Source organism: Ramlibacter agri (assembly GCF_012927085.1).
GTDB classification, from domain to species: Bacteria; Pseudomonadota; Gammaproteobacteria; order Burkholderiales; family Burkholderiaceae_C; genus Ramlibacter; species Ramlibacter agri.
This window is the reverse complement of record NZ_JABBFX010000001.1, coordinates 3,080,331-3,100,248: the sequence shown is the minus strand read 5'-3', so window position 1 is coordinate 3,100,248 and position 19,918 is coordinate 3,080,331. Positions and strand designations below refer to the sequence as shown.

General features: G+C 68.7%; 19 protein-coding genes. 7 read left to right on the top strand and 12 right to left on the bottom strand.

Translation table 11 applies throughout. The annotated features are described in order from the left end of the window. Window positions 1–28: 28 nt before the first annotated feature. The gene (locus tag HHL11_RS15125; RefSeq protein WP_169419175.1) at window positions 29–1,216 is read right to left on the bottom strand and encodes a Bcr/CflA family efflux MFS transporter; all 1,188 of its coding nucleotides are present in this window, start codon (window positions 1,214–1,216) and stop codon (window positions 29–31) included. Between the two features lie 63 nt (window positions 1,217–1,279). On the opposite strand from HHL11_RS15125, the gene HHL11_RS15120 reads away from it, so the two are divergent. Then, on the top strand, window positions 1,280–1,774 hold the full coding sequence (locus tag HHL11_RS15120) for an LEA/WHy family protein (RefSeq protein ID WP_240980082.1): 495 nt from the start codon (window positions 1,280–1,282) through the stop codon (window positions 1,772–1,774). Between the two features lie 15 nt (window positions 1,775–1,789). Here the strand turns inward: HHL11_RS15120 and yjfF are convergent, their stop codons facing one another. The 5 genes from yjfF to HHL11_RS15095 are packed head-to-tail and all read right to left on the bottom strand — an operon-like array spanning window position 1,790 to window position 7,785. Beyond that, entirely contained in the window at window positions 1,790–2,824 is a 1,035-nt protein-coding gene (gene yjfF / locus HHL11_RS15115; RefSeq protein ID WP_169419174.1) for a galactofuranose ABC transporter, permease protein YjfF, read from the bottom strand. Further along, window positions 2,821–3,861 (bottom strand): ABC transporter permease, encoded by a 1,041-nt coding sequence (locus HHL11_RS15110; RefSeq protein WP_169419173.1) that lies wholly within the window; start codon window positions 3,859–3,861, stop codon window positions 2,821–2,823. Before HHL11_RS15110 ends, yjfF begins: the two co-directional genes overlap by 4 nt. After that, a complete protein-coding gene (locus HHL11_RS15105; RefSeq protein ID WP_169419172.1) occupies window positions 3,858–5,366 on the bottom strand; it encodes a sugar ABC transporter ATP-binding protein in 1,509 nt (502 codons plus the stop codon). Before HHL11_RS15105 ends, HHL11_RS15110 begins: the two co-directional genes overlap by 4 nt. Continuing rightward, window positions 5,366–6,310 (bottom strand): ABC transporter substrate-binding protein, encoded by a 945-nt coding sequence (locus HHL11_RS15100; RefSeq protein ID WP_169419171.1) that lies wholly within the window; start codon window positions 6,308–6,310, stop codon window positions 5,366–5,368. The genes HHL11_RS15105 and HHL11_RS15100 overlap by 1 nt, the downstream gene beginning before the upstream one ends. 38 nt (window positions 6,311–6,348) lie before the next feature. Next, complete coding sequence (locus HHL11_RS15095) at window positions 6,349–7,785, bottom strand: aldehyde dehydrogenase family protein (protein WP_169419170.1); 1,437 nt, start codon at window positions 7,783–7,785, stop codon at window positions 6,349–6,351. A 121-nt stretch (window positions 7,786–7,906) separates the two neighbouring features. Here HHL11_RS15095 and HHL11_RS15090 point away from each other — a divergent pair, with 121 nt between their 5' ends. Continuing rightward, complete coding sequence (locus HHL11_RS15090; protein ID WP_169419169.1) at window positions 7,907–8,869, top strand: LysR family transcriptional regulator; 963 nt, start codon at window positions 7,907–7,909, stop codon at window positions 8,867–8,869. On the opposite strand, the gene HHL11_RS15085 is transcribed toward HHL11_RS15090, so the two are convergent. The 4 genes from HHL11_RS15085 to HHL11_RS15070 form a co-directional block, all read right to left on the bottom strand. Then, window positions 8,870–9,787: a dihydrodipicolinate synthase family protein gene (locus tag HHL11_RS15085; protein ID WP_169419168.1), complete on the bottom strand. Its 918-nt coding sequence runs from the start codon at window positions 9,785–9,787 to the stop codon at window positions 8,870–8,872. Between the two features lie 8 nt (window positions 9,788–9,795). Further along, window positions 9,796–10,791: an aldose epimerase family protein gene (locus HHL11_RS15080; RefSeq protein WP_169419167.1), complete on the bottom strand. Its 996-nt coding sequence runs from the start codon at window positions 10,789–10,791 to the stop codon at window positions 9,796–9,798. Continuing rightward, the gene (locus HHL11_RS15075; RefSeq protein ID WP_342593220.1) at window positions 10,788–11,660 is read right to left on the bottom strand and encodes an SMP-30/gluconolactonase/LRE family protein; all 873 of its coding nucleotides are present in this window, start codon (window positions 11,658–11,660) and stop codon (window positions 10,788–10,790) included. The genes HHL11_RS15080 and HHL11_RS15075 overlap by 4 nt, the downstream gene beginning before the upstream one ends. A 68-nt stretch (window positions 11,661–11,728) precedes the next feature. Next, a complete protein-coding gene (locus HHL11_RS15070; protein WP_169419166.1) occupies window positions 11,729–12,493 on the bottom strand; it encodes an SDR family NAD(P)-dependent oxidoreductase in 765 nt (254 codons plus the stop codon). Window positions 12,494–12,615: 122 nt separating this feature from the next. Between HHL11_RS15070 and HHL11_RS15065 the strand changes: the two genes are divergently transcribed. The 5 genes from HHL11_RS15065 to HHL11_RS15045 are packed head-to-tail and all read left to right on the top strand — an operon-like array spanning window position 12,616 to window position 18,975. Then, on the top strand, window positions 12,616–14,358 hold the full coding sequence (locus HHL11_RS15065; protein WP_169419165.1) for an IlvD/Edd family dehydratase: 1,743 nt from the start codon (window positions 12,616–12,618) through the stop codon (window positions 14,356–14,358). Window positions 14,359–14,386: 28 nt separating this feature from the next. Next, window positions 14,387–15,460, top strand: a complete 1,074-nt coding sequence (gene chvE / locus HHL11_RS15060) for a multiple monosaccharide ABC transporter substrate-binding protein (RefSeq protein ID WP_169419164.1) — start codon at window positions 14,387–14,389, stop codon at window positions 15,458–15,460. Beyond that, a complete protein-coding gene (gene mmsA, locus HHL11_RS15055) occupies window positions 15,457–16,992 on the top strand; it encodes a multiple monosaccharide ABC transporter ATP-binding protein (protein WP_169419163.1) in 1,536 nt (511 codons plus the stop codon). The genes chvE and mmsA overlap by 4 nt, the downstream gene beginning before the upstream one ends. Then, window positions 16,989–18,197, top strand: a complete 1,209-nt coding sequence (mmsB, locus tag HHL11_RS15050) for a multiple monosaccharide ABC transporter permease (RefSeq protein ID WP_169419162.1) — start codon at window positions 16,989–16,991, stop codon at window positions 18,195–18,197. The genes mmsA and mmsB overlap by 4 nt, the downstream gene beginning before the upstream one ends. Before the next feature lie 25 nt (window positions 18,198–18,222). Next, a complete protein-coding gene (locus tag HHL11_RS15045; protein ID WP_169419161.1) occupies window positions 18,223–18,975 on the top strand; it encodes a FadR/GntR family transcriptional regulator in 753 nt (250 codons plus the stop codon). A gap of 4 nt (window positions 18,976–18,979) precedes the next feature. On the opposite strand, the gene HHL11_RS15040 is transcribed toward HHL11_RS15045, so the two are convergent. Together HHL11_RS15040 and HHL11_RS15035 are read right to left on the bottom strand one after the other, a co-directional pair. Continuing rightward, entirely contained in the window at window positions 18,980–19,381 is a 402-nt protein-coding gene (locus tag HHL11_RS15040) for a hypothetical protein (RefSeq protein ID WP_169419160.1), read from the bottom strand. Between the two features lie 80 nt (window positions 19,382–19,461). Further along, the gene (locus HHL11_RS15035) at window positions 19,462–19,914 is read right to left on the bottom strand and encodes a hypothetical protein (RefSeq protein WP_169419159.1); all 453 of its coding nucleotides are present in this window, start codon (window positions 19,912–19,914) and stop codon (window positions 19,462–19,464) included. Between the last annotated feature and the right edge of the window lie 4 nt (window positions 19,915–19,918).

The following is a 19,918-nucleotide window of genomic DNA, read 5'->3' as shown; positions in this document are numbered from 1 at the left end:
TCCAGCCCCCTCGCGTCGGGGGGGGCCGCTAGCGCGGCTCGTAGCGCAGGGCCACCGTCAACGCCACCTGCGCGATCACTGCAGCGACCACCAGCACCACGGCCGCCGCCAGCGCCGGATCGCCGCCCACCGCGGCGAGCGCCGTGCACGCGGCGCCCACGGCCATCTGCGAGAAACCGTACAGGCCCGCGGCGGCGCCGATGCGCAGCGGATCGACGCTGACGGCTTTCGCCAGCGCCGCCGGGCTCGCCAGGCCGCAGCCGCAGGTGAAGAGCAGCATCAGCGCCATCGTGCTCGCCACGCTCAGGCCGCCCGCGAGCACCAGCACCAGCAGGCCCACGCCGCTGGCGAGGCTCAGGCTGCTGCCCACGCGCAGTAGCACCGCCGAAGGCACGCGCCGGCTCAGGCGGCTGGTGATGGCGTTGCCCGCGGCCATGCCCAGCACCAGCAGGCCGGCGTAGATGCCCACCGCGTGCACCGACTGGTGCAGCGTGTGGGTGAAGATGAAGGGAGCCGCGGCCAGGAAGGCGTACACCGAAGTGGTGGCGCAGCCGCCGCCGAGGGCGAGGCCGACGAAACGCGGCGAGCGCAGGAGGACCGCGTAGTCGCCCAGCACGCGGCGCAAGCCGACGTTGCCGGTGGGCCGCCCGGTCTCGGGCAGCCAGCGCCAGGCGAAGGCCAGCGTGGCCGCGCCCACCACGAACAGCAGCACGAACACGGAGCGCCAGCCCCATGCGCCCGCGAGCGCGCCACCGATCGGCGGCGCCAGCCCCGGGCCCACCATCACCATCAGGTTCAGCATCGCGAGCTGGCGCACGGCGGTCTCGGGATGGGAGGTATCGCGCACCATGGCGCGTCCCAGCGCCAGGCCGGCGCAGCCGCCCAGGGCCTGCAGCAGCCGCGCACCAAGCAGCAGGTAGAGGCCGGGCGCCAGGGCCGCGGCGAGGCCCGCCGCCGTGTACAGCGCGAGTCCGACCAGCAGCATGGGACGGCGTCCCAGCGAATCCGACAAGGGCCCGTAGAACAACTGGCCGACGGCGAGGCCGGCGACGTAGAGGCTGATGGCCATCTGCATCGCACCGGCGCTGGCGCCGAGGCCGCGGGCGGCGTCGGGCAGCGCGGGCACGAACATGTGCATGGCCATAGTGCCGCTGAGCGTGACGAGCACCAGCAGCCAAAGCGGCGGCGCCGCTTGCGGTGCGGAGGAATCTGGCATCGGGAGAACCCTAGGATACGCGAAACCTGCAGACAGCAAGCTGACGGATGCAGAATGGCCCCCATGCAGCGCCCGGAAGCCTTCCTCCTCCAGCGTCGCCGCGCCCTGGCCTGGGTGCCGCTGCTGCTGGTGGCCGGCTGCGGCACGGTCGCCCGGATGGAACCTCTGCGGGTGCAGGTCGTCGACGTGCAGCCGGCCGGCGGCGAGAACCTGGAGATCCGCCTGCAGGTCCGGCTGCGGCTGCAGAATCCCAACGAATTCGACATCGCCTACGACGGCATCTCGGTGGAACTGGAATTGCGCAACGCCCTGGTGGCGACCGGCGTCACCAATGCGAGCGGCACCATCCCGCGCTTCGGCGAAACGGTGGTCACGCTGCCAGTCAGCGCCTCGGCGCTGAACATCGCGCGCGAGGCCTTCAACCTGTTCCTGCGCGGCGACTCCCACCTGCCCTACGTGGTGCGCGGCAAGGTGGGTGGTGCGCTGTTCAACACGGTCAGCTTCGAGTCGCGCGGCGAGCTGTCGCTGCCGGCGGCGCTGCTCGTTCCGGGCCGGTGAGGCGCGCCGCCTCCGCTAGTGCCCGGCACCCGGCTGGCGCGCCTCGAACAGCCGCTGCAGCAGGCAGAAGGCGAACAGCAGCGCGCCGATGGCGATGCGGGTCCACCAGGAGCTGAGCGTGCCGTCGAACATGATCAGCGTCTGGATGATGCCCAGCATCAGCACGCCGAACAGCGTGCCGAACACGTAGCCGACGCCGCCGGAAAGCAAGGTACCGCCGATCACCACGGCGGCGATTGCATCGAGCTCCAGGCCCACCGCATGCAGGCCGTAGCCAGACAACATGTAGAAGGTGAAAACGACGCCGCCCAGCGCGGAGCAGAAGCCGCTGAAGGCATACACGCCCACCAGCGTGGAACGCACCGGCAGGCCCATCAGCATCGCCGACTGCTCGTTGCCGCCGATCGCATAGACCGTGCGGCCGAATTGCGTGTAGTGCGCGGCCAGCATGCCGCCGGCCACCATCACCAGCGCGATCACCGCGCCGACCGACAGCGAGGCATCGGCCCAGGCGGGAATGCGCGCCTGCGAGATCGCCTTGTAGGTCTCGTTGGTGATGCTGATCGAGTCGATCGAGATCAGGTAGCAGAGCCCGCGGGCCAGGAACATGCCGGCCAGCGTGACGATGAAGGGCTGCAGCCGGAAGCGCTCGATCAGGAAACCCATGAGCCCGCCCAGGCTCGCGCCCATCAGCAGCACCAGCGGGATCACCTCCAGCGGACTCCAGCCGTGCCGCTCCACCAGCGCCGCCGACACCATGGTGGTCAGCGCCACCACCGAGCCCACCGACAGGTCGATGCCGCCGGAGATGATGACGAAGGTCATGCCCACCGCGACGATGCACAGGAAGGCGTTGTCGATCAGCAGGTTGAGGAACACCTGCGCCGAGAAGAAACCGGTGTACATCACCGAGCCGACGCCTGCCATCGCGACGAACAGCGTGATGGTGACCAGCAGCGGCACGTACTTGCGGTCCAGCCGCGCGCGGCGACGCGGCGGCGCCGGCTGTGCCACGCGTTCTTCCGCGGACAGGCTCAGGCCGGGGGTCATTGCGCGGCCTCCAGCGGCAAGGGCCTGCGTACCAGGCGCGCCACCGTCCGGCGGAACTCGGGCGACTGCATCAGCATGACGAAGAACACGACGGCGGCCTTCACGACCAGGTTCACCTCGGGCGGCACGCCCATCGAGTAGATCGCATAGGTCAGGGTCTGGATGATCAGCGAACCGATCAGGCTGCCCGCCAGGCTGAAGCGGCCGCCGGTCAGCGCCGTACCGCCCAGGGTCACGGCCAGGATCGCATCCAGCTCCAGCAGCAGGCCGGCGTTGTTGCCGTCGGCACTCTTCACCGTCGAACTGACGATCAACCCCGCGACGCCGGCGCAGACGCCGCAGAAGGCATAGGCCCAGAAGGTGATGCGCCGCGCCGGCAGGCCGGCCAGGTGCGCCGCCGCCGGGTTGACGCCCACCGCCTCGATGAACAGGCCCAGCGCCGTGCGCCGCACCGTGAACAACAGCACGGCGAACACCGCCAGCGCCAGCAGGAAAGGAAAGGGCAAGCCCAAGAGGTAGCCGTTGCCGATGAAGAAATACGGCGCGTAGTACACCGTGATGATCTGCCCGTTGGTCACCAGCTGCGCGATGCCGCGCCCGGCCACCATCAGGATCAAGGTCGCGATGATCGGCTGCATGCCGACGAACGCGACCAGCGCGCCGTTCCAGGCGCCGCACGCCAGGGCCACGCCCAGCGCGCACCCGATGGCCAGCCACATCGGAAAGCGGCTCACATAGGTGCTGACGCCGTCGTGGATGACCAGCGAGCCGCCGATCATCCAGGCCGCCACGCCGCCGGCGATGGCCACCACCGCGCCCACCGAAATGTCGATGCCGCGGGTGGCGATCACCAGGGTCATGCCCAGTGCCACCAGCGCCAGCGGCGCCGCGCCCTTGAGGATGTCGACCAGGCTGCCATAGAGGTGGCCGTCGCGCACCGACAGGCGCAGGAAGCTGGGGCTGAACGCCGCGTTCAGCACCAGCAGCAGGACCAATGTCACGACCGGCCAGAACAGCCGGTGGCCCCAGAACTTCATGCGTCCTCCGCGATCAGGTGGTACACGTCCTGCTCCTGGCTGCCGGCCGGCAGCTCGCCCACCTTGCGCCGGTCGCGCAGCACCGCGATGCGGTGCGACACGCGCACCACCTCGTCGATCTCGGACGAGATGAACAGCACCGCCATGCCCTCGCCGGCCAGCCGGAGGATCTCGTCCATCACTTCCTGCTTGGCGGCGACGTCGATGCCGCGCGTGGGTTCGTCCAGGATCAACAGGCTGGGCCGCGTCGCCAGCCAGCGCGCCAGCAGCGCCTTCTGCTGGTTGCCACCCGAGAGCTGCCCGATCGGCGTCTCCAGGTCGGCGGTGACGATGCCCAGCGCCTTGATGAAGGACTCCGCCAGCCGCGCCTGCTCCTGCGCGCCCAGCTGGTTCAGCACACCGCGCCGCGCCTGCAAGGCCAGGATGATGTTCTCGCGCACCGACAGCTCGCTGACGATGCCGTGGGTCTTGCGGTCTTCCGGCAGCAGCGCCATGCCCAGGCGCACGGCCTCGGCCGGGCGCTCCACCTTCGTCGTCGCGCCGCGCACGCGCAGCTCGCCCTGGTCGGCACGTTCCAGCCCGAACATGAGCCGCGCCAGCTCGGTGCGGCCCGAACCCAGCAGGCCCGCCAGGCCGACGATCTCGCCGGCGCGCAGTTGCAGGTCGGTCGGCTGCACCACGCCCTTGCTGCCCAGCCCGCGCAGTTCCACCAGCGCCGGCGCGGCGTCATCAGCGGCTTCCGGCACCGGCGCCGCCTCGCGCCGCGCCGCGAGTTCGCGGCCCACCATCGCGGCGACCAGAGCCGGTGCGGGAAGATGCTCGACCCGGTATTCACCGACCTGCTCGCCATTGCGCAGCACCGTGATGCGGTCGGCAATGGCGTAGACCTGGTCGAGGAAGTGGGTGACGAACAGGATGGCCATGCCCTCGCCGCGCAAGCGCCGCAGCACCGCGAACAGGCGCCGCACTTCGTCCTCGTCCAGGCTCGAAGTGGGCTCGTCCAGCACCAGCACCTTCGCGGACACGCTGAGCGCGCGCGCGATGGCCACCATCTGCTGCACCGCCACCGGATAGCTCGAAAGCAGGCGGCTGACGTCGATGTCGAGGCTCAGGCGCGCCAGCAGCGCGCGCGTCTGCGCTTCCATCGCCTTCCAGTCCACCATGCCGAAGCGGCGCGGATAGCGGCCGGCGAACACGTTCTCGGCCACCGACAGGTTGGGACAGAGGTTGACCTCCTGGTACACCGTGCTGATGCCCAGGCGCTGCGCCTCCAGCGGCGAGCGCGGCTGCACGTAGTCGCCGGCCAGCCGCATCGTGCCGGCGTCGGCGCCGTACACGCCGGTGAGCACCTTGATCAGCGTCGACTTGCCGGCGCCGTTCTGCCCCATCAATGCATGCACCTCGCCGGGAAAGAGGCGCAGCCCCACCCCGGCGAGCGCGCGCACGCCGAGGAAGGACTTCGAGATGCCGGCCAGTTCCAGCACCGGCAACTGCACTTCCGCCATCAGTACTTGCGGTTCGGGAATTCCTTGGCGGCCGTATCCATCGGGAAGATGCCTTCCTGCGTGACGATGCGCTTCGGTACCGGCTTGCCGGCCACGACGTCCTTCACCGTAGCCATCAGTTGCGGGCCCAGCAGCGGGCTGCATTCGACGGTGACGTTCAGCTTGCCGGCCATCATCGCCTCGAAGGCGCCCTTCACCCCGTCGACCGAGATGATGGTGATGTCCTTGCCCGGCTTCAGCCCGGCTTCCTCGATCGCCTGGATGGCGCCGATGGCCATGTCGTCGTTGTGCGCGTAGAGCACGTTGACCTTCGGGTCGGCCTTCAGGAAGGCCTGCATCACTTCCTTGCCCTTGGCGCGGGTGAAATCGCCCGTCTGCGAGCGCACGATCTTGTACTGCGGCTTGCCCTTGATGATTTCCTCGAAGCCCTTCTTGCGGTCGATCGCGGGCCCCGAGCCCACGGTGCCCTGCAGCTCGACGATCTTGACGTCGCTGCCCTTGACGTTCTCCGTCAGCCAGCGGCCGGCCTTGCGGCCTTCTTCCAGGAAGTCGGAGCCCATGAAGGTGACCCACAAGGTGTCGTCCTTCACGTCCACGGTGCGGTCGGTCAGGATCACCGGGATCTTGGCAGCCTTGGCTTCGCGCAGCACAGTTTCCCAGCCGCTCTCGACCACCGGCGAGAAGCCGATCACGTCGACCTTCTGCGCGATGAAGGAACGGATGGCCTTGATCTGGTTCTCCTGCTTCTGCTGCGCATCGGAGAACTTCAGGTCGATGCCGGCATCCTTGGCGGCCTGCTTGATCGACTCGGTGTTGGCGGTCCGCCATTCGCTTTCCGCGCCGATCTGGCTGAAGCCCAGCACGATCTTCTTCTGCGCGAAGCTGGATAGCGGCAGGCCGCTGGCGAGGGCCAGGGCCAGCGAGGCGTGGCGTCGGTTCATCATGGTGTGTCTCCTTCTCGTGGTTGGGTGGATGGAACCGTTCAGGCGCAGGTGTAGGCGGTCTTCATGGTGGTGAAGAACTCCGCCGCCTGGCGCCCCTGTTCGCGCGGCCCGAAGCTGCTGGCCTTGCGGCCGCCGAAGGGCACGTGGTAGTCGACGCCCGCCGTCGGCAGGTTGGTCATGACCATGCCGGCCTGCGCGTTGCGGCGGAAGTGCATCGCCCGCTTCAGCGAGGTCGTGCAGATGCCGGCGCACAGGCCGTAAGGTGTGTCGTTGGCGAGCGCGAGCGCGTGCTCGTAGTCGTCGGCGCGCAGCACCACCGCGATCGGGCCGAAGATTTCCTCGCGCGCGATCCGCTGCTCGGGCGTGGCCAGGAACAGCGCGGGCGACATGAAGTGGCCGCGCGTGGGCCGCTCCAGCACTTCGCCGCCGCAGATGTGTTCGGCGCCTTCGGTCCGGGCGACCTCGATATACGAAAGATTCGTGTCCAATTGCGCGCGGCTCGCCACCGGCCCGATGTCGGTGCCGCGCTCTTCCGCGTGCCCCACCTGCAGCGCCCGCGTGCGCTTGCGCAGGCGGGTGAGGAAGGTGTCGTGCACCTTGGCGTCGACGATGAGGCGGCTCGACGCCGTGCAGCGCTGGCCGGTGGAGTAGAAGGCGCCTTGCAGCGCGCAGTCCACCGCGCGGTCCAGGTCGGCATCGGCCAGCACCACCAGCGGGTTCTTGCCGCCCATCTCCAGCTGCACCTTGGCGCCGCGAGCGGCGGCCTGCTGCAGCACCTGCTTGCCGGTCGTCTCGGAGCCGGTGAAGGTGATGGCGTCAGCGAGGCGGTTTTCCACCAGCACGCGCCCGACCTGCCGGCCGCTGCCATTGACCAGGTTGAACACGCCGGCCGGCAGCCCGGCTCGGCTCAGGATCTCGGCCAGCGCCCAGCCGCAGGCCGGCACCAGCTCCGCCGGCTTGAACACCACCGTGTTGCCGTAAGCGAGCGCCGGTGCGATCTTCCAGGCCGGGATGGCGAAGGGGAAGTTCCAGGGCGCGATGACCGCCACCACGCCTACCGGTTCGCGCGTGATGTCGACCTCGATGTCCGGCCGCACGGAGGCGAGCTTCTCGCCCGGCGTCCGCAGCGCCTCGCCGGCGAAGAACTTGAAGATGTGTCCCGCCCGCGCGACCTCCGCCACAGCCTCCGGCAGGGTCTTGCCCTCCTCGCGCGCCAGCAGGCTGCCGAGTTCGTCCCGGCGTGACAGCAATTCGTTGCCCACGAAGTCCAGCACGTCGGCGCGGCGCTGCGGCGTGGCGCCGGCCCAGCTGGCGAAGGCCTCGCTGGCGGCTTCCAGGGCCGCCTCGGCCTGGCGGGCGTCGGCGCGGGCGTAGTCGGCCACGGGCGCGGCCAGGTCCGAGGGGTTCTCGCTCGTACCCGTGGTCACACCCATTTCCCAGTGGCCGTTGATGTAGTTTTTCAGGACTTCGCCCATTTGCCCACACGCTCCTTCGGGGTGGGCCGCATGGTAGGTGGGTCAGGGATACACGACCAATCGCGATTCGGCCTTCTGCGATATACGATTCGGCATTCATACAAACCCGGGGGAGGCAGTCTTGGTCAACTACTCGCACTGGTTCATCCGCGCCCGGCTCAAGACGCGCCAGCTGCTGCTGCTGGTGGCGCTGGACGAGGAAGGCAACATCCACCGGGCCGCCGAGGTGCTGGCCATGACGCAGCCGGCGGCGTCCAAGCTGCTGAAGGACCTGGAGGACGTGCTGGGCGTCCCGCTGTTCGAGCGGCTGCCGCGCGGCATGCGTCCCACCGCCTATGGCGAGGCGATGATCCGCCACGCGCGCACCGCCTTGTCGAGCCTCAACCAGGCGCACGACGAAGTGCAGGAGCTGAAGGCCGGCCGCTTCGGCCAGGTGAGCGTGGGCGCGATCACCACGCCGGGCATCATGCTGCTGCCGCAGGCCGTGGCCCGAGTGAAGCAGGCGCATCCGGCCTTGCGCGTGTCATTGCACATCGAAACCAGCGACGTGCTGATGGAACGCATGGCGCAGGGCCGCATCGACATCGGCGTGGCGCGCCTGTTTGCCCAGCATGACAAGACGGCGATCCGCTTCGAGGCGCTGGCCGAGGAGCCCGTCGTGGCGATGGTGCGCCCGGGCCACCCCTTGCTGGGCGTGGACAAGCTGAGCCTGCGCGACCTGAACGGCTGGGGCTGGATCGTGCCGCCAGAAGGCAGCGTGCTGCGGCACCGCTTCGACCTGATGTTTCGCGAAGAGGGACTGGAAGCGCCGGCCAACCTGATCGAGACGGCGGCGGTCCTCTTCATGACCAAGATGATCGCGCAGGGCGACATGATCGGCCTGGTGGCCGGCGACGTGGGCCAGTACTACGCCAGCCACGCGCTGGTGGCGGTGTTGCCGGTGGACCTGCCCTGCCACATGGACGCCTTCGGGCTGATCACGCGCGCCGACCGGCCGCTGTCGCCGGCGGCCCGGGTGATGCTGGCCGCGATCAAGAGCGCGGCGGCCGAGTCGTATGGGGTCGCTTTGGAGGCTGGCGCCTGACTACGCGTACCGCAACACCAGCGGATCCAGGCGCTTCGCCGTCGCCAGCAGACCTTCGCGGACCGCCGCGTTCATCGCCGGAAACGGATGCCGCGGCGCCTCGCAGTCGATGATCCCGCCGGCCTTCATCAGCGCCTTCGCGGTCAGGATGCCGCCCTGCCGGTTCTCGAAGTTGATCAGTGGCAGCCAGCGGTAGTAGGCCTGCGCCGCCGCTTCGCGGTCGCCCTGTTGCCACGGGTCGAGGATCTGCCGGATGCCGTCCGGGAAGCCGCCGCCCGTCATCGCGCCGGTCGCGCCTGCTTCCAGGTCCGGCAGCAAGGTGATGCCCTCTTCGCCGTCCCACGGACCTTCGATCGCCTCGCCGCCCAGCCGGATCAGCTCGCGCAGCTTGCTCGCCGCGCCGGCGGTCTCGATCTTGAAGTAGGCGACGTGCTCGATCTCCTGCGCCATGCGCGCCAGGAAAGGGGCCGGCAAGGACGTGCCCGCCACCGGCGCGTCCTGGATCATGATCGGGATCGCGATGCGGTCCGACAGCCGCGCATAGAACTCGTGGATGCCGGCCTCGCCGACACGCAAGGTGGCGCCGTGATACGGCGGCATCACCATCACCATGGCCGCGCCCTGCTCCTGCGCGCGCCGGCTGCGCGCCGCGCACACCTCGGTGCTGAAGTGCGTGGTGGTTACGATCACCGGCACGCGGCCGGCCACGTGTTCCAGGAGGGTCCGCGTCAGGACCTCGCGTTCCTCGTCGGACAACAGGAACTGCTCGGAGAAATTCGCCAGGATGCACAGGCCCGTGGAACCGGCCGCGATCATGAAGTCGACGCAGCGCTTCTGGCTCGCCAGGTCCAGCGTGCCGTCCTCGCGGAAAGTGGTGGGAACGACGGGAAAGACGCCCTGGTAACGCGTGCGCGGCATGTTGGACCTCAGAGATGGGTGAAGCGGTAGACGGTGGTGCTGTGGAAGGTTTCGCCGGGCCGCAACAGCGTGGACGGATAGTCCGGGTGGTTGGGCGAATCGGGAAAGTGCTGCGTCTCCAGGCACAGCCCGTCGCTTTGCCGCAGCACGCCGTCGCGCCCGGCCAGCGTGCCGTCCAGGAAATTGCCGGTGTAGAACTGCACGCCCGGCTCGGTGGTCAGCACTTCCATCACGCGGCCGGACGTGGGCTCTTCCACCCGCGCCGCGAAACGCAGGCCTTCGCCATCGAGCACCCAGTTGTGGTCGTAGCCGCGCGCGCGCAGCAGCTGCGGATGCGGCTCGCGAATGCGCTCGCCGATCCGCGTGGCAGTGCGGAAATCGAAAGGCGTGCCGGCCACCATTTCCACGCTCTCAGGAATCAGGGAGGCGTCGACCGCGCAATAGCGCTGCGCCGCCAGCGTGAGCGTGTGATCGAGGACGCTGCCGCCGCCCGCGAGGTTGAAGTACGAATGGTTCGTCAGGTTCACCACCGTGGCCCGGTCGCAGCGCGCCTGGTAGTCGATGCGCCATTCGTTGCGAGGCGTCAGCGTGTAGCGCACCTGCACCTCGAGCCGGCCAGGGAAGCCCTGGTCGCCGTCCTCGCTCGCCAGGCGCAGCTCCAGCGAACTGCTGCCGTGCGGCGTGACTTCCCACCAGCGGCGGCCGAAGCCTTCGGGGCCGCCATGCAGGGTGTTCTGGCCGTTGTTCTGCGGCAGCTGGTAGTTGTGGCCGTCGATCGCGAAGCGCCCATGCGCGATGCGGTTCGCATAGCGGCCCACGAGCGCACCCAGGTGCGGATGCGGCTTCTCGTAGTCGGCCACCGTGGGTAGTCCGAGCACGACGTTGGCCAGGCGGCCGTGGCGATCCGGCACCTGCAGGCCGGTGACGATGCCGCCGCGGTTGATGACGGACAGCGCCAGTCCGGCGCCGTTGTCCAGGTGGTATTCGCGCAGGCCGGTGTTCATCGCCGCAGCTGGAAGCGGGTTTCCGGCAGGCCGCGCCAGCCGGTGTCGGCTACGGCGAAGACGCCGCCGGCCGCAGGCTCGTCGCGCAGGCGCTCCTTGCTCAGCGAACCGCGCGCGGAGGTGACGTACAGCACGTCGAGGTCGGGGCCACCGAAGGCCGGGCAGGTCGGCCGCGACACCGGCAGTTCGATGCGCGCCGTCTCGGCGCCGGCCGCGTCGTAGCGCACCAGGCACTTGCCTTCCCACTGCGCGTTCCACAGCCCGCCCTGCGCGTCGATGCAGGAACCGTCGGCAAAGCCTTCCTGCTCGCCCAGCCGCACGAACTCGCGCGGCGTGCCGAGCCAGCCGTCCGCGTGGTAGTCCAGCGACCAGATGGTGCGCGTGGGCGAGTCGGTGTAGTACATCGTCGCGCCGTCCGGGCTGAAGCAGATGCTGTTGCCCACCGCGGCGGGCGGCAGTGGCAGGCGCTCGATCCGCAGGTCCGCATCGACACGATAGAAGCCGCTGATCGCGGCTTCCTTCGGGTTGTACATGCCGAAGACGAAGCGGCCCTGGCGATCGCAGCGGCCGTCGTTGATGCGCGTCGTTGGCTCGTCCGCTTCTACAGCGATCACCGGCGACAAGGATTCGCTGGCCGTGTCGAACAGAGCGATGCCCGAGTCCAGGCCCAGCAGCATCTGCGTGCGGCTGCCGGCGCAGAAAGCGAAGCTGCCCACGCGCTGGGGCAGCTTCCATTCGTGCACCAGGCCATCGGCTTGCAGCCGGCTGATCTTCAGGCCTTCGATGTCGGTCCAGTACAGCGCCTGCGCCGACTCGCACCACATCGCGCACTCGCCCAGGCGGTCGCGCGCGTCGACGGCCAGCCGCACGTCAGGAATCAGGAGAGCCTCCGGGCTTCGCACTCCGGCTCGAGCGCCTTCGGGCGGCCGTGCGGCGCTCACACCCAGCCCCCGTCGACGATGAAGTCCTGTGCCGTGCACATGCCGCTGTCGTCGGCGGCCAGGAACAGCGCCATGCGGGCGATGTGTTCCGGCAGCAGCGGCGCGTCGATGCACTGGCCGCGCTTGATCTCGGCCCGGCCCTCGTCGGTGAGCCACAGGCGCACCTGCTTCTCGGTCATCACCCAGCCCGGCACCAGCGTGTTGACGCGGATGTTGAAGGGCCCGAAGTCGCGCGCCAGGCTGCGCGTGAGGCCCTGCACCGCCGCCTTCGAGGTGGTGTAGACCGGCATGCCGCCCTGCTTCAGCTTCCAGCTGACCGAGCCGAAGTTGACGATGGAGCCGCCGCCGGCCTGCTTCATGTCGCCGGACACCGCGCGCGCCGCGAAGAACTGGTGCTTCAGGTTCACGGCGATGGCCGCATCCCAGGATTCGGGCGTGACCTCCTCGATCTTGTGGCGCTGGTCGTTGGCCGCGTTGTTCAACAGCGCGCGGATCGGGCCGAAGCGTTCGCGCACGGTGCCGATGGCCGCCTCGAGTGCGCGGGTGTCGGTCAGGTCGGTCTGCAGGAACAAGGGCGCGTGGCGGCTGCCGGCCAGCTCGCGCGCCAGCTTCTCGCCGGCTTCGCGCTGCAGGTCGACGAAACCGACCTTCGCGCCCTGCGCGGCGAACTCCTGCACCAGGCTCGCGCCGATGCCGGTAGCGCCGCCGGTCACGAGCACCGTGCGGTCGACAAGGCTGGGATAGCGCGCGAATTCGCTCATGGCAGGGTCTCCGGATTGGAACGGTTGCGGATTATGTAGTCAGACTAATTGGCCGCATTACGGAAATTCCCTCAGGGTTTCCCCGGGAGGACGATTGAATTCGTCTGACTATATTCGCCGGCATGTCCAAGCCGCCCCCCAAACTCCGCTCCGCCGAATGGTTCGGCACCACGGACAAGAACGGCTTCATGTACCGCAGCTGGATGCGCAACCAGGGCATCCCGGACCACGAATTCCAGGGCAAGCCGATCATCGGCATCTGCAACACCTGGTCCGAACTCACGCCCTGCAATGCCCATTTCCGCAAGCTGGCGGAGCACGTGAAGCGCGGTGTCTTCGAAGCCGGTGGCTACCCGGTGGAGTTCCCCGTCTTTTCCAACGGCGAGTCGAACCTGCGCCCCACGGCCATGTTCACGCGCAACCTGGCCAGCATCGACGTCGAGGAAGCCATCCGCGGCAACCCGATCGACGGTGTCGTGCTGCTGGTGGGCTGCGACAAGACCACGCCGGCGCTCCTCATGGGCGCGGCCAGCTGCGACGTGCCGGGCATCGCGGTGAGCGGCGGCCCCATGCTCAATGGCAAGCACCAGGGCCGCGACATCGGTTCCGGCACCGCGGTGTGGCAGCTGTCGGAGCAGGTGAAGGCCGGCCACATCACCTTGCACGAATTCATGGCGGCCGAAGCCGGCATGTCGCGTTCGGCCGGCACCTGCAACACCATGGGCACGGCCTCCACCATGGCCTGCATGGCCGAGGCGCTGGGCGTCACCCTGCCGCACAACGCGGCGATCCCCGCGGTGGATTCGCGCCGCTACGTGCTGGCCCACATGAGCGGCATGCGCATCGTGGAGATGGTGAAGGAGGACCTGCGCCTGTCCCAGCTGCTGACGCGCGCCGCCTTCGAGAACGCCATCCGCACCAATGCCGCCATCGGCGGCTCCACCAACGCGGTGATCCACCTGAAGGCCATCGCCGGCCGCATCGGCGTGGACCTGGCGCTGGACGACTGGACCACGGTCGGCCGGGGCACGCCGACGCTGGTGGACCTGATGCCTTCCGGCCGCTTCCTGATGGAAGACTTCTACTACGCCGGCGGCCTGCCGGCCGTGCTGCGCCGCCTGGGCGAAGCGGGCCGCCTGCCGCACCCGGACGCGATCACCGCCAACGGCAAGTCGCTGTGGGAGAACGTGAAGGACGCCCCTTCGTACAACCCGGAGGTGATCCGCGACTGGGAGCAGCCGCTGGTGCCGGACGGCAGCATGCGCATCCTGCGCGGCAACCTGGCGCCCAACGGCGCGGTGATCAAGCCTTCGGCTGCCACCGCCAGCCTGCTGAAGCACCGCGGCCGCGCCGTCGTCTTCGAGAACCTCGAGGACTACAAGGCCCGCATCGGCGATCCGGACCTCGACGTCACCGCCGACTCCGTGCTGGTGCTGAAGAACTGCGGCCCGCGCGGCTACCCCGGCATGGCGGAGGTGGGCAACATGGGCCTGCCGCCGAAGCTGCTGGAACAGGGCATCACCGACATGGTCCGCATCTCCGATGCGCGCATGAGCGGCACCGCCTACGGGACCGTGGTGCTGCACGTCGCTCCCGAGGCGCGCGCCGGCGGCCCGCTGGCCGTGGTGCGCGAAGGCGACTGGATCGAGCTGGACGCCGATGGCGGCCGCCTGCACCTGGACATCCCCGACGCCGAGCTGAAGGATCGCCTGGCCACCTGGGCCGCTTCGCAGCAGCCGGTGCCGGAGGACGGCTCGGGCTACCGCAAGCTGTACGTCGAACACGTGCTGCAGGCCGACGAAGGCTGCGACTTCGATTTTCTCGTGGGACGCCGGGGCGCCGGCGTTCCCAGGCATTCCCATTAACCACGCAACGCCCCTCAAGGAGACAAGCATGAAACTCACTACACGAAGCTTCCTCGGCGCCCTCGCGGTCGGAGCCGCGCTGCTGGGCCTCGCGCCCGGCGCCTTCGCCCAGGGCAAGGGCATGGTCGGCATCTCGATGCCCACCAAGTCCTCGGCGCGCTGGATCGACGACGGCAACAACATGGTCAAGGTGCTGCAGTCGCGCGGCTACCAGACCGACCTGCAATACGCCGACGACGACATCCCCAACCAGCTGGCCCAGGTGGAGAACATGATCACCAAGGGCGCCAAGGTGCTGGTGATCGCCGCCATCGACGGCACCACGCTGTCCAAGGCGCTGCAGAACGCGGCCGACAAGGGCGTCAAGGTCATCGCCTATGACCGCCTGATCCGCGGCAGCAAGAACGTCGACTACTACGCCACCTTCGACAACTTCCAGGTCGGCGTGCTGCAGGCCACCTCCATCGTCGACAAGCTGGGGCTGAAGCAGGGCAAGGGCCCGTTCAACATCGAGCTGTTCGGCGGCTCGCCCGACGACAACAACGCCTTCTTCTTCTACGACGGCGCCATGTCCGTGCTGAAGCCCTTCATCGACAAGGGCCAGCTGGTGGTGCGCAGCAAGCAGATGGGCATGGACAAGGTCGGCACGCTGCGCTGGGACGGCGCCGTGGCCCAGTCCCGCATGGACAACCTGCTGTCCGCCTTCTACGGCAAGGACAAGGTGCACGCCGTGCTGTCCCCGTATGACGGCCTGTCGATCGGCATCCTGTCCTCGCTGAAGGGCGTCGGCTACTGCACCCCGCAACAGCCCTGCCCCATCGTGAGCGGCCAGGACGCCGAAGTGCCTTCGGTCAAGTCCATCCTGCGCGGCGAGCAGTACAGCACCGTGTTCAAGGACACGCGTGAACTGGCCAAGGTCGCCGCCGACATGGTGGACGCCGTGCTGGCCGGCAAGCAGCCGCAGATCAACGACACCAAGACCTACAACAACGGCGTGAAGGTCGTGCCGTCCTACCTGCTGAAGCCCGTGGCCGTCGACTCCAGCAACTGGAAGAAGGTGCTGATCGACAGCGGCTACTACAAGGAAGCGCAGGTCAAGTGAGCACTCTCCTGGAGATGCGGGGGATCACCAAGGCGTTCCCCGGAGTCATCGCCCTCAAGGACGTGAATCTGTCGGTGCAGGCCGGCGAGATTCACGCCGTGGTGGGCGAAAACGGCGCCGGCAAGTCCACGCTGATGAAGGTGCTGAGCGGGGTCTACCCGCACGGCAGCTACGAAGGCGAGATCCACTTCGGCGGCGAAGCGCGGCACTTCCGCGACATCGCCGCCAGCGAGCACCTCGGCATCATCATCATCCACCAGGAGCTGGCCCTGGTGCCCCTGCTCTCCATCGCCGAGAACATCTTCCTCGGCAACGAACCGTCGAAGCGCGGCGTGGTGGACCGCCACGCCGCCTACGTGCGCACCCGCGAGCTGCTGGCGAAAGTGGGCCTGCACGAATCGCCCGCCACCTTGGTGGACGACATCGGCGTCGGCAAGCAGCAGCTGGTGGAAATCGCCAAGGCGCTGTCCAAGCAGGTGAAGCTGCTGATCCTGGACGAGCCGACCGCGAGCCTCAACGAAACCGACAGCGAGGCCTTGCTGGACCTGCTGCTGGAACTGAAGGCGCAAGGCATCGCCTGCATCCTCATCTCGCACAAGCTGAACGAAGTGGAGCGGGTGGCCGACGCCATCACGGTGCTGCGCGATGGCAGCACGGTACAGACGCTGGACTGCCGCACGCAGGCCGTCAGCCAGGACATCATCATCCGCAACATGGTGGGCCGCGAGATGGCCGACCGCTATCCGCGGCGCGAGCCGCAGATCGGCGAGACGGTGTTCGAGCTGCGCGACTGGACGGTGCACCATCCGCTGTACGCCGAACGCCGGATGGTGAAGGGCGTCAACCTGCAGGCGAAGCGCGGCGAGATCGTCGGCATCGCCGGCCTGATGGGCGCCGGCCGCACCGAGCTGGCCATGAGCGTCTTCGGCCGTTCCTACGGCCAGAAGATCAGCGGCAAGGTGCTGCTGCACGGCCAGGAGATCGACGTCTCCTCGGTGGAAGCCGCCGTGCGCCAGGGCATCGCTTACGTCACCGAGGACCGCAAGGGCTACGGCCTGCTGCTGGACGACGCCATCGCCCGCAACGTGTCGCTCGCGAACCTGCGCGCGGTGTCGAAGCGCGGCATCGTCGACGAAGGCCGCGAGTTCGGCGTGGCCGAGGGCTACCGCAAGCAGCTGCGCATCCGCTGCGCCGGCGTGTCGCAGCCCGTGGGACAGCTGTCCGGCGGCAACCAGCAGAAGGTGGTGCTGGGCAAGTGGCTGTTCACGCAGCCGGAGGTGCTGATCCTCGACGAGCCCACGCGGGGCATCGACGTCGGCGCCAAGTTCGAAATCTACAGCCTGATGGCCCAGATGGCCGCCGAGGGCAAGTGCATCGTCATGATTTCTTCCGAGATGCCCGAGCTGCTGGGCATGTGCGACCGCATCTACGTGATGAACGAGGGCCGCTTCGTCGCCGAGTTCGGCCGGATGGAAGCGAGCCAGGAGGGAATCATGCGGGTCATCGTGAATACATCCGGAGTGCTGCAATGAGCTCCCACGTCGCCGAGCCGGGCGCCAAGCCGGCCGAATCGAGTGGCCAGCGCGCCTGGGCCTTCCTGAAGGCCCACTTGCGCGAATACGGCATGCTGCTGTCGCTGGTGGCCATCATGGCCTTCTTCCAGTACATGACCGGCGGCACGCTGATGCAGCCGCTGAACCTGACCAACCTGGTGCTGCAGAACAGCTACATCGTCATCATGGCGCTGGGCATGTTGCTGGTCATCGTGGGCGGCTCTATCGATCTCTCGGTCGGCTCCGTCTGCGGCTTCATCGGCGCGCTGGCGGCAGTGCTGATGGTCGAGAAGAACATGCCCATCGTGCCGGCCACGCTGATCTGCCTGGCCACCGGCGCCGTGATCGGCGGCGCGCAGGGCTGGTTCGTCGCCTATATGCGCATCCCGTCCTTCATCGTCACGCTGGCCGGCCTGCTGGTGTTCAAGGGCCTCGCGCTGCTGGTGCTGCAGGGGCAATCGGTCGGGCCCTTCCCGTCCGAGTTCCAGCTGCTGTCCACGGGCTTCCTGCCGGACCCTTTCAAGGGCGAGTCCTATCGGCTGTCGTCCATCCTGCTGGGTGTGGTGGCGGCCGGCGCGATGCTGTTCTTCAAGTTCCGCGAACGCGGCCAGGCCGCGAAGCACGGCATGGACGTCGAGCCGCTGCCGTTCTTCCTGGGCAAGAACCTGCTGTTCGTGGCGCTGATCGTGCTGCTGACCGCGCTGCTGTCGGCGTACAAGGGCCTGCCCAACGTGCTGCTGGTGATGGCGGTGCTGATCGTCGTCTACGACTTCGTCGCGCTGCGCACCACGGTCGGCCGGCGCATCTACGCGCTGGGCGGCAACGAGAAGGCGGCGCGGCTGTCGGGCATCAAGACCGAGCGGCTGGCCTTCCTGACCTTCGTCAACATGGGCGTGCTGGCGGCTCTGGCGGGGCTGATCTTCGCGGCGCGGCTGAACACCGCGACGCCGAAGGCAGGCCTGGGCTTCGAGCTGGACGTGATCGCCGCCTGCTTCATCGGCGGCGCCTCGGCCTCGGGCGGCGTCGGCAAGGTGCTGGGCGCGGTGGTCGGCGCCTTCATCATGGGCGTGATGAACAACGGCATGTCGATCCTGGGCATCGGCATCGACTACCAGCAGGTCATCAAGGGGCTGGTGCTGCTGGCCGCGGTGTTCATCGACGTGGCCAACAAGAGCAAGCGCTAGGCCTGCGCGGGCTATATTCATGCGCATGGAAGTCAAACCTTCGCACCGCGACTCCAGTTACCGGAGCCCGCCGGAGCGCAAGAGCATGCACCCCCAGATCGTGCGCGACCTGGGCATGCGCATCGTGGCCGGCGAGTTCCCGCCCGGCAGCCGCCTGCCCGGCGAACCCGTGCTGCTGGCCCAGTTCAACGTCAGCCGTTCCGTGCTGCGCGAAGCGACGCGCGTGCTGGTGGCCAAGGGCCTGGTCGTGTCGCGCCAGCGCGCCGGTGTCATCGTGCGCCCGCGCAGCGACTGGCACCTCCTGGACCCGGACGTGCTGTACTGGCTGATCCAGTCCAAGCAGACCGACGACTTCGTCGATTCGCTGATGACCGTGCGCCGCATCTTCGAGCCGGCCGCCGCGGCGCTGGCCGCCCGCGCCGCCACCGAGGAACAGCTGCAAGGCATTGCCGAGGCTTACACCGGCATGGAGACGGCGCGCACGCCGGAGGAACTGCTGGAGCCCGACCTGGCCTTCCACCGCCGCATCGCGGAAGCAACGGGCAACGACCTGCTGGCCTACATCGGCAACATGCTGTCGCTCGCGCTGCGGGAATCGATCAAGCTCACCAGCAAGCTGCCCAACACGCACGCGCTCTCGCTGCCCCGGCACAAGGCCATCCTCACCGCGCTGCTGAGCCGCGACGCGCTCGGTGCGCGGCAGGCCACGCTGGTGCAGCTGGAGGAAACGCAGGAGGACATCTCCCGCATCCTGCATTCGGACCTGGAACCGGCCTGAAGGCCTAATGCCACGTCGTCGCGCCGCCGTGCGACGCATCGCCCCGGCCGGCTTCGGCCGGAATGTCCTCCGGTTGGTCGTGCGCCCGCAGGTCGGCATGCACCTGGTTGCTGCCCGCGGCCCGCTGCACTTCGCCGAGCAGCGCATCGACTTCGTTCTTCAGCACATGGCCGCGCAGCATCACGTGGCTGTCGTGCACTTCGACCTGCACGGCCTTCGGGTTGGCGACGGCGCGGCCCAGCCGCGAGCGGATGCGGTCCCGCAGCTGCAGGTCGGGGTCGGGCGGGCGGCGCGCCATTGCACGCAGCCTCGGCGTGGCCTGGACGGCCTGCGCCCGGACGAGGTAGTGCAGCGCCACGGCGCCAGCGAGGAAGCCAGCGAGGAAGGACAGGGGATGCTTGGTCATGGCGCACCACTTTGCGGCCCGGCGGCGAGGCTTCTTGTCGGACTGGGCGAGGTGCTGGGGTGCGCTGGCGCGCAACCAGCTCAGGCAATCTCGCCGCAATACAGAAGCCCGCCGCCATCCGCCGGCGACGCCCGCAAAGCCAGCGCAAAGCGCCCACCCGCCAGTTCATCCAGCGGCAGCGGCGCCAGCTGCGACAGCGTGAACGCGCCGCGGCGGCTGGCCGCCAGGTTGCCCTGCGGCGTGCGCACCAGCACCTGCTGCGTCAGCGCATAGGCCGGGGCCGCCGGCAACGCGCCGCAGCGGCCTTCGTACAGATAGGTGTACACGTGCAGCGGCGCGGTCGGCTGCAAGCCCGCGCTGGTGAAGAACAGCTCGATGCGCGTGCCTTCGGGCGCGGCGAACAGCGTGGCGCGGCCCAGGCTGCCGCCGTTGCCCGGCGCCGGCGCCAGCGGCACCTGCATCGGCGGCACGTCCGCCCAGGCGGCGGTGGATGCGCAGGCCGCGAGGACCAGCGCGCTCGTGATCGCCTTCACCGCA

What these genes read in the sequence shown, in the direction of transcription:
- HHL11_RS15125 (WP_169419175.1), bottom strand. Translation starts at nt 1,216, where the DNA reads ATGCCAGATTCCTCCGCACCGCAAGCGGCGCCGCCGCTTTGGCTGCTG.
- HHL11_RS15120 (WP_240980082.1), top strand. Translation starts at nt 1,280, where the DNA reads ATGCAGCGCCCGGAAGCCTTCCTCCTCCAGCGTCGCCGCGCCCTGGCC.
- yjfF (WP_169419174.1), bottom strand. Translation starts at nt 2,824, where the DNA reads ATGACCCCCGGCCTGAGCCTGTCCGCGGAAGAACGCGTGGCACAGCCG.
- HHL11_RS15110 (WP_169419173.1), bottom strand. Translation starts at nt 3,861, where the DNA reads ATGAAGTTCTGGGGCCACCGGCTGTTCTGGCCGGTCGTGACATTGGTC.
- HHL11_RS15105 (WP_169419172.1), bottom strand. Translation starts at nt 5,366, where the DNA reads ATGGCGGAAGTGCAGTTGCCGGTGCTGGAACTGGCCGGCATCTCGAAG.
- HHL11_RS15100 (WP_169419171.1), bottom strand. Translation starts at nt 6,310, where the DNA reads ATGATGAACCGACGCCACGCCTCGCTGGCCCTGGCCCTCGCCAGCGGC.
- HHL11_RS15095 (WP_169419170.1), bottom strand. Translation starts at nt 7,785, where the DNA reads ATGGGCGAAGTCCTGAAAAACTACATCAACGGCCACTGGGAAATGGGT.
- HHL11_RS15085 (WP_169419168.1), bottom strand. Translation starts at nt 9,787, where the DNA reads ATGCCGCGCACGCGTTACCAGGGCGTCTTTCCCGTCGTTCCCACCACT.
- HHL11_RS15080 (WP_169419167.1), bottom strand. Translation starts at nt 10,791, where the DNA reads ATGAACACCGGCCTGCGCGAATACCACCTGGACAACGGCGCCGGACTG.
- HHL11_RS15070 (WP_169419166.1), bottom strand. Translation starts at nt 12,493, where the DNA reads ATGAGCGAATTCGCGCGCTATCCCAGCCTTGTCGACCGCACGGTGCTC.
- HHL11_RS15065 (WP_169419165.1), top strand. Translation starts at nt 12,616, where the DNA reads ATGTCCAAGCCGCCCCCCAAACTCCGCTCCGCCGAATGGTTCGGCACC.
- chvE (WP_169419164.1), top strand. Translation starts at nt 14,387, where the DNA reads ATGAAACTCACTACACGAAGCTTCCTCGGCGCCCTCGCGGTCGGAGCC.
- mmsB (WP_169419162.1), top strand. Translation starts at nt 16,989, where the DNA reads ATGAGCTCCCACGTCGCCGAGCCGGGCGCCAAGCCGGCCGAATCGAGT.
- HHL11_RS15045 (WP_169419161.1), top strand. Translation starts at nt 18,223, where the DNA reads ATGGAAGTCAAACCTTCGCACCGCGACTCCAGTTACCGGAGCCCGCCG.
- HHL11_RS15040 (WP_169419160.1), bottom strand. Translation starts at nt 19,381, where the DNA reads ATGACCAAGCATCCCCTGTCCTTCCTCGCTGGCTTCCTCGCTGGCGCC.